Below are 14,649 nucleotides of genomic sequence, written 5' to 3'. Positions count from 1 at the left end.
GGCTCTCGCCCCCGTGCCGCCCACGGCCCCCGAACCGATGCCGGCGATATCCGTCGACGCCCCGCACACGCACCGGCCGGACACGGATCAGCAGTACACGGGGGAGGCGTACACGGATCACGCGTACACGGACCATTCGTACGCCGATCAGTCGTACCCGGACTGGCCGTACGCGGTCCAGGAGATCCAGCGGCAGACCGCCGAGGCGCATGCCGCCTACCAGGCCCAGAGCTCGGAGGCGCATGCCACCTACCAGCGGCTGATGGCCGACAGCCACCTCGCGTTCCTGAAGCTGGCAGAGAGCTCTTACCTGGCCGCCGCACCTTCCGCTTCCGCGAACGGCAGGCCCCGGGGGACCGCGAGCCCGGCGGTCGCCCCTTCGAGGTCCGCGGCGCTGCCGCCCGCGTACGCGGTGAGTACACCGATGACGGTCCCGGCGCGCGTCCCGCTGCCGGAGCCGATCCAGGCCCCCGTCGCGGCACCGCGGTTCGGCGCACCCGCGTTCGGCGCGCCCCAGCCGCCCGCCGCTCCCGTGCCGGTGCCCGTCGTTCACGCGCCCGCGCCCGTGGCGGCGGCCACGCCGCCCGAGGCTCCGGGCGGTGACGTGGACCTGGAGGCGCTGCTGCTGTCGGTCGTCTCCGACAAGACCGGCTACCCCGTCGACATGCTCGAAAGCAGCATGGAACTCGAGGCGGACCTCGGTATCGACTCCATCAAGCGCGTGGAGATCCTCTCCGCGCTGCGCACCAGGGCGCCCCGGCTTCCCGAGATCGGAATCGCCGACCTCGGCACGCTGCGATCGCTGGGCCAGATCGTGGAGCGGCTGCGCTCGGGGGGAGAAGCCTCCCCGGACGCTCCCCAGGGTGACGGGGAGTCGGGTCCGGCTCCGCCGGCCGCTCCGGTCCGAAGCGCGGTGCGCACGGTGGAGGCTGCGGCAGGCGGCCTCGCGGTGCGCGGACTGTACGACACTTCGCTCGCCGTTCTCGACGGCGGCAGCGGCATCGCAGGACACGTGGTGGCGGAACTGGAGCAGCACGGCATCAAGGCCCGTCCAGCCACCGGAGTTCATGAGATTTCCGAGGACGCCCGTGGTGTGGTGCTCCTCCACGGCCTGGCCGAGCCGCAGTCCCCCGAGCAGGGGGCGGCGGCCCAGCTGGACGCGCTGCGGGCGGCTCGCGCGGTCGCAGCCCGTATCGGCTCCGAGGGCGGGCTGCTCGTCACGGTGCAGGACACGGGGGGCGATTTCGGCCTGGACGGCCGGTCCGGATCACGGAGCTGGACCGGCGGCCTGGCCGGGCTCGCCCGCACCGCGGCCAGGGAATGGCCCGGGGCGGGGGTCAAGGCGGTCGACTGCGAACGGAGCGGCCGGGACGGCGCCGCGGTCGCCGCAGCCGTCGTCAGGGAACTGCTCACCGGTGGCAGCACGGTCAACGCCGGGCTGCGGGCCGACGGCACACGGCTGACCCTGCGGACGGTCGACGTGCCCGCGCAGTCGCCGTCCACCGAGTCGGCGTACGGCGCCGGCCTCGGTCCTGACTCGGTGATCGTGGCGACCGGCGGGGCACGCGGAGTGACCGGTGCCTGCCTGCTCGCCCTCGCGCGCCGACACCGGCCCCGGCTGGTCCTGCTCGGCCGGACGCCGCTCGTCGAGGAACCCGCGGAACTGCGCGCGGTGACCGGCGAGGCCGAGCTGATGCGGGCCGTGCTGGAACGGATCAGGCAGGAGACCGGCGGCACCCCGCGCCCCGCCGAGATCGGCGCCGAGGTCGCGAAGGTGCTGGCCGCCCGCGAGGCGCGCGCCGCCATCGAGGAACTGGAGCGCGCGGGCTCCCAGGTCCGTTATGCCGCGGTCGACGTACGGGACGGCGCCGCGCTCTCGGAGGAACTGGCCCGAGTGCGCAGTGACTGGGGACCGATCACCGGAGTCGTCCATGGCGCGGGCGTGATCGCGGACCGCAGCATCGCCGAAAAGACCGACGAGCAGTTCCGCTCCGTCTTCGACACCAAGGTCCTGGGGCTGCACGCGCTGCTGACCGCCACCGAGCAGGATCCCCTCACCGTGCTGTGCGCCTTCTCCTCGACATCCGCGTGGTTCGGCAACGCCGGGCAGAGCGACTACGCGATGGCGAACGAGACCCTCAACGAGGTGCTCTGCGCCGAGCGGGCGAAGCGCCCCGACTGCGTGGTCCGCGCCATCGGCTGGGGGCCGTGGGAGGGCGGCATGGTCAACCAGGGCCTCGCGGAGCACTTCCGCGGTCAGGGCATCGGCCTGCTGCCCCTCCACGAGGGTGCGGAAGCCTTCGTCGCGGAACTGGAGCATGCCGGGGGCGACGTCAATGTGATCATCGCGGCGCCCGGTGCCCCGCTGGGCTGCCGGGACAGCACGGCGGAGGTACGGCTCAGCCGGCGGTCGCACCCGTACCTCGAGGACCACGCCGTCGCGGACACCCCGGTGCTGCCGCTGGTGATGGCCCTGGAATGGTTCACGGCCGCGGCCCGTGCCCGGCAGGACCGGAGCCTACTGAGGGACCTGAAGGTACTGCGCCGGGTCGAACTGCCCGGTCTGGCCGGCGAGGGCCACCGCCTGCTGGTGGAGACCGGCGAGGAGGACGCGGGCGGCGGGCTGCGACTGCGGCTGCTCGGCCACGGCGGTACCCCGCACTACCGCGCCACCGCACACCCGGAGTCCCCCGAGGTCTCCGACGATGTGCCGACGGGGGCGGACACCGAGCCGCCTCCCGGCCTCCTGCCGCTGCCCGGCGGGGAGCTCTACGACGGCCACACCCTGTTCCACGGACCGGCGTTCCGGGCCCTGCTCGCGGTCGACGGTGTCTCGGCAGACGGCGCCGTCGGCGAACTGACCGGGGCGGCGGGGCTGGGATGGGGCGACGGGCCGTGGTGCACGGACCCGGCCGCGCTCGACGGCGGACTGCAACTGGCCGTGCTCTGGGCCCGACAGGTACTGGGGTCCGCCTCACTACCCATGTCCGTGCGGGAGTTCCGGCTTCGGCGGAGCGGGCTCGCACCCGCCGGGCTCCGGTGTGTCGTACGCGCCGGTGCCGTCACACCGGAGACGGCCGAGTGCGACATCCATGTCCTCGACCCGGACGGCGCACCGCGCGCCCGGCTTCTCGGCGTGACCTTGGTCGCGCGTCCCGGCTGAGCCCGGTACCCGCCGCCAGGCGATCACATCAGCCCCGATCAGCCCCTGATGCGTCGGCCGCTCGTGCCGGACGACCGATCCACCGAGAGGTGAACAGACCATGCCGTTCGACCCGATCGCTGTCGTCGGGCGCGGGTGCGTGCTGCCCGACGCACTCGATCCCGACGCGCTGTGGGCCAACATCGCCGCCGGACGAGTGAGCGTCGCACCCGCCCCGGAGGGGCGGTGGCGACTGCCGCACCGGTCGGTGTTGGGCACCCCCACGGATCCCATCGACCGCACCTGGAGCGACGCCGGAGGTTATGTCCACGGTTTCGATTCCGTGTTCGACCCGACCGGCTTCGATGTCGCACCGGAACTGATCACCGGGCTCGATCCGTCGTTCCGCTGGGTACTGCACGGTGCTCGCCAGGCGCTGCTGGAGGCCGGAGCCACCGGCCTCCGGCAGCGCGCCGGACTGGTGCTGGGCAACCTGTCCTTCCCTTCCGCGGGGATGGCCCGATTCGCCGAGCACGTGTGGCTGGATGCCCAACCCGCCGAGGTACGCGAGGTCCTGAGGCCCGCGCTCGGCGACCGCCCGGACCCGCGCAACCGGTTCTCCTCCGGTCTGCCCGCCCTGTTCGCGGCCCGCGCACTCGGCCTGGGCGCGGGGGCCTTCGCGCTCGACGCGGCCTGCGCCTCCTCCCTCTACGCGATCAAGCTCGCCTGCGACCGTCTCCACGACGGCTCCGCCGACCTGATGCTCGCCGGCGCGGTCAACTGCCCCGACGACCTCTTCATCCGGATCGGCTTCTGCGCGCTGTCGGCCACGAGCCGCAGCGGGCTCAGCCGCCCGTTCCACCGCGACGCCGACGGGCTGGTCCCCTCGGAGGGCGCGGCCTTCGTCGCGCTGATGCGGCTGCGGGACGCACTGGAACGCCAGGTGCCCGTACTCGGGGTGATCCGGGGCATCGGCCTGTCCAACGACGGACGCACCGGCGGGCTGCTCTCGCCCTCGCAGGCCGGCCAGGTCCGGGCGATGCGACAGGCGTACGAGGCGGCCGGGGTGTCTCCCGGCACGGTGTCCCTGGTGGAGTGCCACGCCACCGGGACGCCCGTCGGCGACGCGGTGGAGGCCCGCAGCATGGCCGAGGTCTTCGCGGACTGCGACGATCTGCCCGTCGGTTCGGTCAAGTCGAACATCGGCCACACGGTCACGGCCGCCGGCGCGGTGGGCGTGCTCAAGGTACTGGCCGCGATGGAGGCCGGGACCCGCCCGGCGACCTGCGGCGCGGACCAGCCCACCCAGGCCCTCGGCGGTACACCGCTGCGCCTGCTCCGAGAGGCCGAACCCTGGTCCGGCCCGCGCAGGGCGGCCGTCAGCGCCTTCGGTTTCGGTGGCAACAACGCACACCTTGTCATCGACGCCTGGGACGGTACGGATCCCGGCAGCCACGGCGAGGCCGGGCCGAGGCCCGAGGAGCCGGTGGCGATCGTCTCCGTCGGCGCCCGGGTCGGTTCGGGCCGCAGCTCCCAGGACTTCGCCCGCTCCTTGATGGAGGGGACCGCGGACTCCGGCCCCCGGACGGCCGCGGAGATCGAACTGCGGGGAACCCGCTTCCCGCCGGACGACCTTCGGCAGGCGCACCCCCAGCACCTGCTCGTCCTGGAGGCGGCCCGCGAGGCCGTGCACGGCATCCGGATCCCCCGGGACCGGACCATGGTGCTGACGGGCATGGGCTGCGATCCGGAGGTGGCCCGCTACCACGCCCGCTGGCGGACGTCCGCCCGGGCCGACCTGGCGGGCGCCGGCAACCAGGAGTGGCGCGAGGCGGCCGCCGGGGCGTTCGCGCCCCCGCTGACCTCCGCAGGCGTGCTGGGCACCATGCCCAATCTGGTCGCGAACCGGATCAACACCCAACTCGACCTCACAGGGCCCGGATTCACGGTCTCCGCCGAGGAGTCCTCCGGGCCGGTCGCCTTGCGGCTCGCCGCCCGCGCGCTGGCCGCCGGCGAGGTCGACGCGGCCCTGGTCGGCGCCGTTGATCTGTCCCACGAGCCGGTCCACCAGGCCGCCCTGACCGGCCTCGGCGTGCAGCGTGAGCCGGGGGACGCCGCCGTGGTGCTCGTCCTCAAGCGGCTGGCCGACGCACGACGCGACGGCGACCCCGTCATGGCGGTGCTCGACGAGACGGAGAACGAGGCCGAGAACGAGAACCAGAACCAGACGGAGACCGAGACCGAGGCCGAGACCGAGAACGAGAACCAGACCGAGACGGAGTCCGCGAGCGGCACCGCGGTCGAGTGCGCGACCGCGGTCGAGGCCGGGGCCGCGGTCGAGGCCGGGGCCGCGGTCGAGGCCGGGGCCGAGTCCGCAGCCGGGGCGACCGGCCTGCGGGTCGGCCCGGGACCCGAGGACCGGACCGCCCTGGACCCAGCCGCCCTCTTCGGCACCGCACACGCCGCCACAGGGCTGGTGTCGGTCGCGGCGGCGGCCATCGCGCTGCGGCACCGTGCGGTTCCGCGTGCCCAGGGCCCGGCCGACCCGGCGCTCGGGCTGGTCACGGCCGAGGTCGTCGTACCGTCGCTTCACGCGCCCGCCGCACGGGTGCGCCTCACAGCGGGTGACGCGGCGCCCTGGCCGCCTCAGCAGGCGCCGTGCCCGCACATCTACTCCGGAGACGACGTCGGCGAGGTCCTCGGTGCGCTCGCCGCACACCGCGAGAGCGACACCGGCCCCGCCCGACTGGTCGTCCTGGCGGCCGACGCGGCGCAACTCACCGAGCGCGCCGAGGCCGCGCGCCGCTGGCTGACAGGCGACGGGGTGCGGCCACCGGGCGTCGCCTTCCGAGAGGCACCGCTACGGGGCGAGATCGGGTTCGTCTACACCAACGGCTCCGCGGCCTACCGGGGCATGGGCCGGGACCTCATGCTGGCCCTCCCCTCCGTGATGCAGGAGGTCGAGGCGCACTGCGGGCCCGCCCTGGCGGACGTCGTGGGCTGGGCGTACGGAGGCTCAGGAGCACGCCCTGCCCAGGCCGTCGACCGGATCCTCGGCGCCTCCCTGCTGAGCCTGGTGCATACGCAGATCACCCGCGAGTTGCTCGGGATCGCCCCCGGCGCGGTGCTCGCCTACTCGTCGGGCGAGTCGGCCGCGCTGGTGTCCATGCGGGCCTGGCGGGACGTCCCGGCGCTCATCGCGGACATGGCGGACTCCGAGGCGTTCACCTCCGCGCTGGTCGGCGAGACCACCGCCGCGCGCAGGGCCTGGGCCAGGGAGGGCATTCCCGGCGAGCGGTGGAGCAACCACATCGTCAGTGCGCCGCTCGAACAGGTCACCGAGGCTCTCCGGGGGAAGTCGGCGGTGCACCTGATGGCCGTCAACGCGCCGGGGCTGTGCGTGATCGGCGGCGAGGACGCCCAGTGCCGGGAAGTCCTGGAACGCCTGCCGTCCGCCCACTCCATCCCCCTGGACTACGAGATCGTCTCGCACGCCCCCGAAGTTCGCGAGGTCGAGGAGGACTTCCGGCGACTGCACCACCGCCGCACCCATGAGATCCCCGGGGTGCGCTTCTACACCGGGGCGACGGGGGAGTGGTACGTCCCCACGCGGGATTCCGCCGCCGACGCGATCACCGCTCAGGCGGTCGGCACGATCCGCTTCGACCGCATGGTCGAGCGGGCCTGGGCGGACGGCGTCCGGATCTTCGTCGAGCACGGTCCGCGAGGGCTGTGCACCAACTGGATCAAGCAGATCCTCGGGGACAGGGAACACCTGGCGATCGCCCTCGATCCCGTCGCCGGTCAGGGACTTCGCGGGCTCACGGACGCCGTGGCCGAACTCGCCGCGGCCGGTGTCCCGTTGAACACGGGGCAACTCCTCGACCGGCTCGCGGCCCGTGGGCCGCGGCTCCCGGAGCCCGGCCGCACCCTGTCGGTGCCCGCGCACCTGCCCGCCGTACGGATCGACCCGCCCCAGCCGCAGACCTTCGTACTGCCCGAGGCACCGCCGCTGCCTCCGGTGACCGTGGCCCCCTTGCCAGGTTCGGCGCGTCCGACCCCCGCAGCCGCGCGGCCCGGCCGGGGAACACCGGCGGCCTCAACCCGCCGGGGCGCCCTCGCACTTCCGGCGCGCCCGGTCTGCCCGGCGTCACCGGACCGGTCGGCAGATTCGGACCGTCCGGCCACTCCGGTCCCCGCGACCTCCCCCGGCACCGCATCAGCAACCACCCCGGCCCGGACGGGGCCGCCGGCCGCTCGAACCGGTCCGGCCGGTTCGGCCGGTTCGGCCGGTTCGGTGGTTCCGGCCGATCGGCCCGTTTCCCCGGCGCGGGGAGCCCGGCCGGTTCCGGCCGTCGGACCTGCCCGCGCGGATCTTCCCCACGCGGGCGGCGCGGGCCCGCTGCCGGCCGCCCTGAACGCGACCAGGGACCACCAACTGCTGCTCACCGAGGCCCTGCGGGACTTCCTGCACCGGCACGCACAGGTGCACCGGCGATTCCTGGACTCCTCCGGGCTGGCACGCGACCTGCTGACCGGACCGGCCACCGGTCCGGTTCGCCGGGGACCGCGTAGGGCGCCGGCCTCCGAGGCCACCGGCCCGGTTCGCCCGGGACCGCTCCCGGCGCCCCCCGCCGAAGCCCCGTCCCGGCTCCCTGCGGCACGGGAGCCGCTCTTCGACCGGGCGCAGCTGGAACAGCTCGCGACCGGACGGATCTCCGAACTGTTCGGCCCGCTGTTCGCCCCGCAGGACGGCTACCGGCGGCAGACCAGGATGCCCAGCGGGCCGATGCTGCTGGCCGACCGCGTGATCAGCATCGACGCGGTACCGGGCTCGATGGGTACCGGCACCATCCGTACCGAGACCGATGTGCGCGCGGACGGCTGGTACATCGACGCCTGCGGGCGGATGCCCGCCGGGATCATGGTCGAGGCGGGGCAGGCCGACCTGCTGCTCGCAAGCTGGCTGGGCGTGGACCTGCTCAACCGCGGGGAACGCGTCTACCGGCTGCTGGGCTGCGAGCTGACCTTCCACGGTGCCCTGCCGCTGCCCGGCGAGACCCTGCGGTTCGAGATCACCGTCGACGGGCACGGCGAGGCCGACGGTATCCGGCTGCTGTTCTTCCACTACGACTGCTATGTGGGCGACGAACTGCGGCTGAGCATGCGCAACGGGCAGGCCGGGTACTTCACCGACGCCGAACTGGCGGCCACCGGCGGCATCCTGTGGGATCCCGGATCCGATGCACCCGCCCCGGACCGTCCGACGGCCGCCCCGCGCGCCCTCCCAGTGGCTCGCCGGTTCGACGCCGGGGCCGTACGCGCCTTCGCCGAAGGCAGGCCCGCGGACTGCTTCGGACCGGGCTGGCGCGCGACCCGCGCCCATGTGCGTACGCCGCGCATCGGTTCCGGCCGTACGCAACTGATCCACGAAGTCACCGAGTTCGCTCCGGACGGCGGACCCTGGGGACGGGGATACCTGCGCGCGCGGACTCCGGTCGGTGCGGATGACTGGTTCTTCGACGGCCACTTCCCCGAGGACCCGTGCATGCCGGGCACGCTGATGCTGGAGGGCTGTCTGCAGGCGATGGCCTTCCACCTCGCAGCCACCGGATTCACCCTGGACCGCGACGGATGGTCGTTCGAGCCGGTGCACGGCGAGGCATGGCAGATGGTCTGCCGGGGCCAGGTGACGCCCGCTTCCCGCATGCTGACCTACGAGGTGTTCGTCTCCGAACTCTCCGGCGGCGAACGGCCGACCCTGTACGCCGATGTGCTGTGCAGCGTGGACGGGGTCAAGGCGTTCCACGCCCGCGGGCTGGGCCTGCGTCTGGTCCCCGACTGGCCGTTGTCCCCAGGAGGGCGGACCGCCGGCTCCCCGTTCGAGTACCCCGCGCTGCTGGCCAGCGCCTGGGGACGCCCGAGCGACGCCTTCGCCCCGCTCTACTCGTCCGCTGACGACGAGCGGCGACTGCCCCGCCTGCCCGGCCCGCCCTACCACTTCATCAGCCGGATCACCGGCGTCGACGGCCCTGCGGGTGCGATGGAGGCCGGGATCGGCGCCGAGGCGGAGTACGACGTGCCCGCGGACGCCTGGTACTTCCGGGAGAACGGCCGCCCGACGATGCCGTTCGCCGTCCTGATGGAGATCGCCCTCCAGCCGTGCGGCTGGCTCGCCTCCTACGCGGGCTGCGCTCGGGAGATCCCCGGCGATGTGCTGTTCCGCAACCTCGACGGTACGGCGACCGTCACCGGCGAGGTCGGCCCGGACACCCGGAGCGTACGCACCCGGGTCCGGCTCACCCGGATCTCCCGCTCCGCGGGCCTGACCCTGGTCGGCTTCGACGTGAGCTGCTGGGCGGACGGAAGGCAGGTCTTCGAGGCGTCCACCGGATTCGGTCTCTTCCCGCCCGAGGCCTTCATCGACCAGCCCGGTCTGCCGGCCGCCGGAAGCGAACCGGTATGGCCCGAGGACGGGGACGAGAACCGGCGCGGGAGCGGGAGCGGGGACGTGTACGGGCACGGGCACGAACCGGTGCCGCCGAGCGCCGGCCCGGGACTCCTCCGGCCCGCGGGGCCCATGCTGCGGATGATCGACCGGGTCACACACCACCACGCGGAAGGCGACGGCAGCGGGCCGGCCGTGCTGCGGGCCGAGAAGGACATCGACCCCGGCGAGTGGTTCTTCAAGGCACACTTCTTCGGTGACCCCGTACAGCCGGGCTCGCTCGGCGTCGAGGCGATGTGTCAACTGCTCCAGCACCACCTGGCCGAGCGCGGTGCCGGGTCGGCCATGCGCCGGCCCCGTTTCGAAGCCGTGATGCAGGGACGGCCGGTCACCTGGAAGTACCGTGGCCAGGTCGTCCCGGCGAACGAACGCGTCACCGTGGACATGCGGGTCGTCGAGTCCGGGACGGACGACCGGGGCGAGTTCGCGGTGGCCGAGGCCTGGCTGCATGTGGACGGCAAACGCATTTACCACGTGAGCGGCCTCGGCATGCGAGTTCTGGACGACGAGGTGCTTCCGGCGGCCCAGGAGGCCGGGACGGAGAGCGTGCTCGATCCCGCAACCGACGACTGGCTGCTGGATCATCGCCCCACCTGGACGGTGCCGGCACTGCCCATGATGTCGAGCCTCGATCTGCTGGCCCGCGCGGCCGCCGCTCACACCGGCCGTACCGTCGCCGCCCTGTACGACGTACAACTGCACCGCTGGCTGCCGGTCGACCGGCCGGTACGGATCAGGACCGAGGTCTCCGGGGCGGGCGACGAGGTCCGGGCCACCCTCCTGGCCTGGCGCGAGGCCGCCACCGCGGCGCTGTCACGCTTCGAACCGGTGGCGACGGGCATCGTCCGGCTCGCTCCCGGGCCCTCCGGTTCCCCGCCTCCGCCCACGCCACCACCTGCTTCGCCTTCGCCCTGGCCCGCGCTTTCGCCTGCCGAGGCGGCTGGCGGCGAGCCGGAGCGGAATCCGTACGACAGCGGCGTGGTCTTCCACGGGCCGGCCTTCCAGCACCTGCTGTCGCTGCGCACCGGCCCGGCGGGCGCCCGCGGTGTGCTCGACGCGGGCCGCGGCACCGTGCCGCACGGCCTGCTCCACCAGGGGCTCCTCGATGCGGCGACCCATGTCATCCCGCACGACAACCTCTGGTGGTGGTCCCCGGAGATACCCCGAGACGTCTTCGGATTCCCGAACCGGATCACCTCGTTCGAGGTCTTCGAGCCCCTGCCCGACCAGGGTCTGGTCGAGGTGGAGGCGGCCTTCGCCGGATTCGACGGCGATGACCGCAGCCGCCCCCGCTTCGATCTGCGCCTCTCTCGCGAGGGCCGGGTGCTGGTGACGATGCGCCTGGTGGACGCGCTCGTGCCCAGGGGACCCATCCGTGTCGCGGACCCGTTGCGGCGGCGGACCTTCCTGCGCGACCGCGAGTACGCCGACGGCCTGGGGCTGTCGTCGAGTGAGGAGGGCGGCGTCACCCGCCTGCACGTGTCCGGCGTCCGTGAGTTCGACTGGCTGCCCGGGACCGTCGCGACGCTGTACGGCCTACCTGCCGGGGCCCGCGCCACGGATCACCTCGCGCGGATCGCCGTACAGGACCATGTGGCGCGGCTGTGCCGGCTCCATCCCTCACGGATCACGGTCAGCGAGGACCTGTCACGGGCCTGGCCCACCGAGCGGCCGGGAGAAATCCACGGCGTCGAGGTCGAGGACCAGGGGCACGAGGTCACCGTCCGCAGCGCCTCCGGACCGACGATGGAGCCGAGGCCATGACCAGCAGTACGCGCGCGAAGTCCGCCGGGACGGAAGCCGGCGACGGCCGGTTCCGGTGGGGCCCCCTGGCCGTGGTGCTGGCGCCGGTGTTCACGGTCGGACTGGACGTCTTCATCGTCAACGTCGCGATGCCGTCCATCCAGAGGGACCTGAACACCAGCTCGGCCCAGGTCCAGTTCATGTCCACAGGGTTCTTCCTCTCCTACGGGGCGGGGCTGGTCACCGGCGGCCGGCTCGGCGACCTGTACGGCAGACGACGGCTGTTCATGCTCGGGCTGGGCCTCTTCGTCCTGGCCTCGGCGGTCGGCGGGGCGGCACCCAGCGCCGTGTTCCTCGTCGGGGCCAGGATGGCCCAGGGCCTCGGCGCGGCCCTGACGGTGCCCCAGGCACTGGGCATGCTCGGCCTGCTGTACACGGGGGCGCACCGGTCCAGAGCACTGCGGGCCTACGCCCTGACCATCGGGCTGTCCGCCGTGCTCGGCCAGGTCGCCGGCGGACTGCTGGTCCAGGCGGACCTGGCCGGACTCGGCTGGCGCACGGTCTTCCTGTTCAACGTGCCGATCGGGGCCGCCGCACTGCTGCTGACCCCCCGGCTGATCCCCGAGTCGCGCTCCCCGGACGAGGCACGCCTGGACCTGCCCGGCGCGCTGCTGGTCACCGCCGCCGCGGTGGCCCTGGTCCTCCCGTTGATCGTCGGGACCGAGCAGGGCTGGCCCCCGTGGACCCTGGCGGGCCCTCCCCTCTCCGTGGCGCTGGCGGTCGTCTTCGTCGGGCACCAGCGAGCGCAGGGCCGGCGCGGCGGCTCCCCGCTGATCGATCCGGCCCTGTTCCGGGAGCGGTCGTTCGTGGCCGGCCTGGCCACGGTGGTGCTCTTCCACGCGGCGATGGCCTCGTTCTTCCTGGTGTTCACCTACTGGCTGCAGCGCGGAGCGGGACTGTCGGCGTTCCATGCCGGGCTGGAATTCGTGCTGCTCAGCGTCGGATTCCTGACGGCCTCGCGCTTCACGGACCGGCTCGTCGTCCGGCTGCGCCACCAGACGCTCGCGATCGGCGCGCTGGTGATGTCCGCCGGATACGTCGTACTGGGACTCACGGTCTCCTCCATCGGCGAAGAGGGACCGGTCCTCTGGCTCACGCCGGGCGTGGTCGTCGCGGGCTTCGGGATGGGGACGGTGCTGGCGCCGCTCGTGTCACTGGTGCTGGCCGACATCCCGGCGCGCAACGCGGCCACCGCGTCCGGGGCGCTGACCACGGCGATGCAGGTGGGCAACGCGACCGGGGTCGCCGTGGTGGGCATCGTCTTCTACGGGACCCTCGGCACCGACACGGCCCCGCAGGCGTACACCCGGGCGTTCACCGGCAGCGTGGCTCTGCTGGTCACCCTGGCCCTCACCGTGGTGGTGCTGGTCCAGTTCCTCGCCCGGCGACGGCGTGGCCGGCACGCCCAGCCCCGTACACTGCTGCGCTCTTCGCGCCCGTCGCGGCCGGCGGTCCCCGGCCCGGCGGTGAAGCCCCGAACCGTCACGGGGCACGAGCGTCCCGTGAAGGCGCTGGTGCTGGCGGGCGACTCCGGTACCCGGCTCAGGACGATCACGCACTCCCGCGCCAAGCAGCTCGTACCGATCGCCAACAGGCCGGTCCTGTTCTACGGGCTGGAGTCGATCGCCGAGGCCGGCATCGAGGAGGTCGGCATCGTCGTCGGGCAGACCGCGTCCGAGATAGAGGAGGTCGTCGGCGACGGCTCCGCGTTCGGTCTGCGGGTCACCTACATCCGGCAGTCCGAGCCGCTGGGACTCGCTCACGCGGTCCTCGTCGCGAGGGAGTTCCTCGGCGACGACGACTTCGTGATGTATCTCGGCGACAACTTCGTCATCGGTGGCATCGCCGGCCTGGTCGAGGACTTCCGCCGACTGCGGCCCGAGGCACACATGCTGCTGACCCGGGTCTCCGATCCCTCCTCCTTCGGGGTGGCCGAACTCGACCACGGCGGGAACGTGGTGCGGCTGAAGGAGAAGCCCGAACACCACCGGAGCGATCTGGCGCTGGTCGGGGTCTACATGTTCACCCCGGCCGTCCACGAGGCGGTCGACGCCATCAAGCCCTCGTCGCGTGGCGAGCTGGAGATCACCGACGCGCTGCAGTGGCTGATCGACCAGGGCCGCGACGTCCGGTCCTCGGTGATCGACGGCTACTGGAAGGACACCGGCAACGTCAGCGACATGCTCGAGGCCAACCGTGTCGTGCTCCAGAGCCTCGAGCGCCGGATCGACGGTGAGGTCGACGACACGAGCCAGATCACCGGCCGGGTGCATATCGACAGCGGTGCGCAGGTACGCAACTCCCGCATCATCGGTCCGGTGACGATCGGGGCCGACACCGTGATCGAGGACTCCTACGTCGGTCCGTTCACCTCGGTGGACCACAGCTGTGTCATCCACAGCAGCGAGATCGAGTTCTCCATCGTGCTGCCCGAGGCTTCCATCCAGGGTGTCGGCCGCATCGAGGCCTCGCTGATCGGGCGCCAGGTCCAGGTGGCACCCTCGCCGCGGGCTCCCTCGGCCCACCGTCTCGTCCTCGGCGACCACAGTAAGGTGCAGATCCGCCCATGATCTCCAAGGCCCCGACCAGGATCCTGGTCACCGGTGGTGCCTTCGTCGGCTCCCACCACGTACGCACACTCCTCGGCCGGGACGGGCCGGGGGACGTCACGGTCACCGTGCTCGCCGCGCTGCGCCACGCCGTCACGGCCTTCGTGCCTGCTCGCCGGGACCGACCCCACCCTCGCCACCGACGGCTGAGGACACGGCCGGGTCCGCACCCCACGCCGCCGCGCACAGCGCGCGGTCGACCTCGTCGCTGTAGACGGCGGCGGCCAGCCACGCACGGGCGAAGTGCCCCGTGTCGGCCGGAAGGAGGCGGCCGAAGACATCCCGGGAGCGGTCCGAGGCCGCCGCGTGGAGCTCGTCGAGGAGATCGCCCGCGGTGGCCAGGCCGTTGTGGCGCAGGCGTCGGCTCTCGGCCTCCTTGTCGCCGGGGGAGGCCAGCACGCGACGGCCTCCGGAGGCGGCCTGATGAACGCGGCGGCGCAGGAAGTGCAGCGGGGGTTCATCGGGGCTGGGCGGAGTCCCGGTGGGGGATGCCGCCGAGGCGGGGAGGTCCGCGTGCTGGAGGCGGTCGAGGCCCAGGTCGAGACGGGTCTCGGGATCCGTGGGGTGGTTGGCGGCAAGGAGCAGGG

At 73.3% G+C, this 14,649-nt stretch carries 3 protein-coding genes and 3 pseudogenes; 5 read left to right on the top strand and 1 reads right to left on the bottom strand.

The window, feature by feature from the left end; translation table 11 throughout:
- The 5 genes and pseudogenes from FNH04_RS26405 to FNH04_RS47895 form a co-directional block, all read left to right on the top strand.
- The coding region (locus tag FNH04_RS26405) for an SDR family oxidoreductase (RefSeq protein ID WP_228031623.1) at positions 1-3,163 on the top strand (3,163 nt) is incomplete at its 5' end.
- A 100-nt stretch (positions 3,164-3,263) separates the two neighbouring features.
- Entirely contained in the window at positions 3,264-11,414 is an 8,151-nt protein-coding gene (locus tag FNH04_RS26400; protein WP_152788294.1) for a beta-ketoacyl synthase N-terminal-like domain-containing protein, read from the top strand.
- Positions 11,411-12,682, top strand: a pseudogene (locus FNH04_RS26395) (MFS transporter); the annotation flags it as partial. The gene FNH04_RS26400 and the pseudogene FNH04_RS26395, both read left to right, overlap by 4 nt.
- Positions 12,683-12,955: 273 nt before the next feature.
- Positions 12,956-14,023 (top strand): glucose-1-phosphate thymidylyltransferase, encoded by a 1,068-nt coding sequence (locus FNH04_RS26390; RefSeq protein WP_322723920.1) that lies wholly within the window; start codon positions 12,956-12,958, stop codon positions 14,021-14,023.
- Positions 14,020-14,196 (top strand): annotated as a pseudogene (locus FNH04_RS47895) (dTDP-glucose 4,6-dehydratase); the annotation flags it as partial. The gene FNH04_RS26390 and the pseudogene FNH04_RS47895, both read left to right, overlap by 4 nt.
- Here FNH04_RS47895 and FNH04_RS26380 read toward each other — a convergent pair.
- Positions 14,156-14,649 (bottom strand): annotated as a pseudogene (locus tag FNH04_RS26380) (hypothetical protein); the annotation flags it as partial. The pseudogenes FNH04_RS47895 and FNH04_RS26380 overlap by 41 nt on opposite strands.

The sequence above is a fragment of the Streptomyces phyllanthi genome (genome assembly GCF_009377205.1).
In the GTDB taxonomy this organism is placed as follows: domain Bacteria; phylum Actinomycetota; class Actinomycetes; order Streptomycetales; family Streptomycetaceae; genus Streptomyces; species Streptomyces phyllanthi.
Note: the sequence above shows the minus strand (reverse complement) of the source record. Positions and strands in the feature narration are given on the sequence as shown.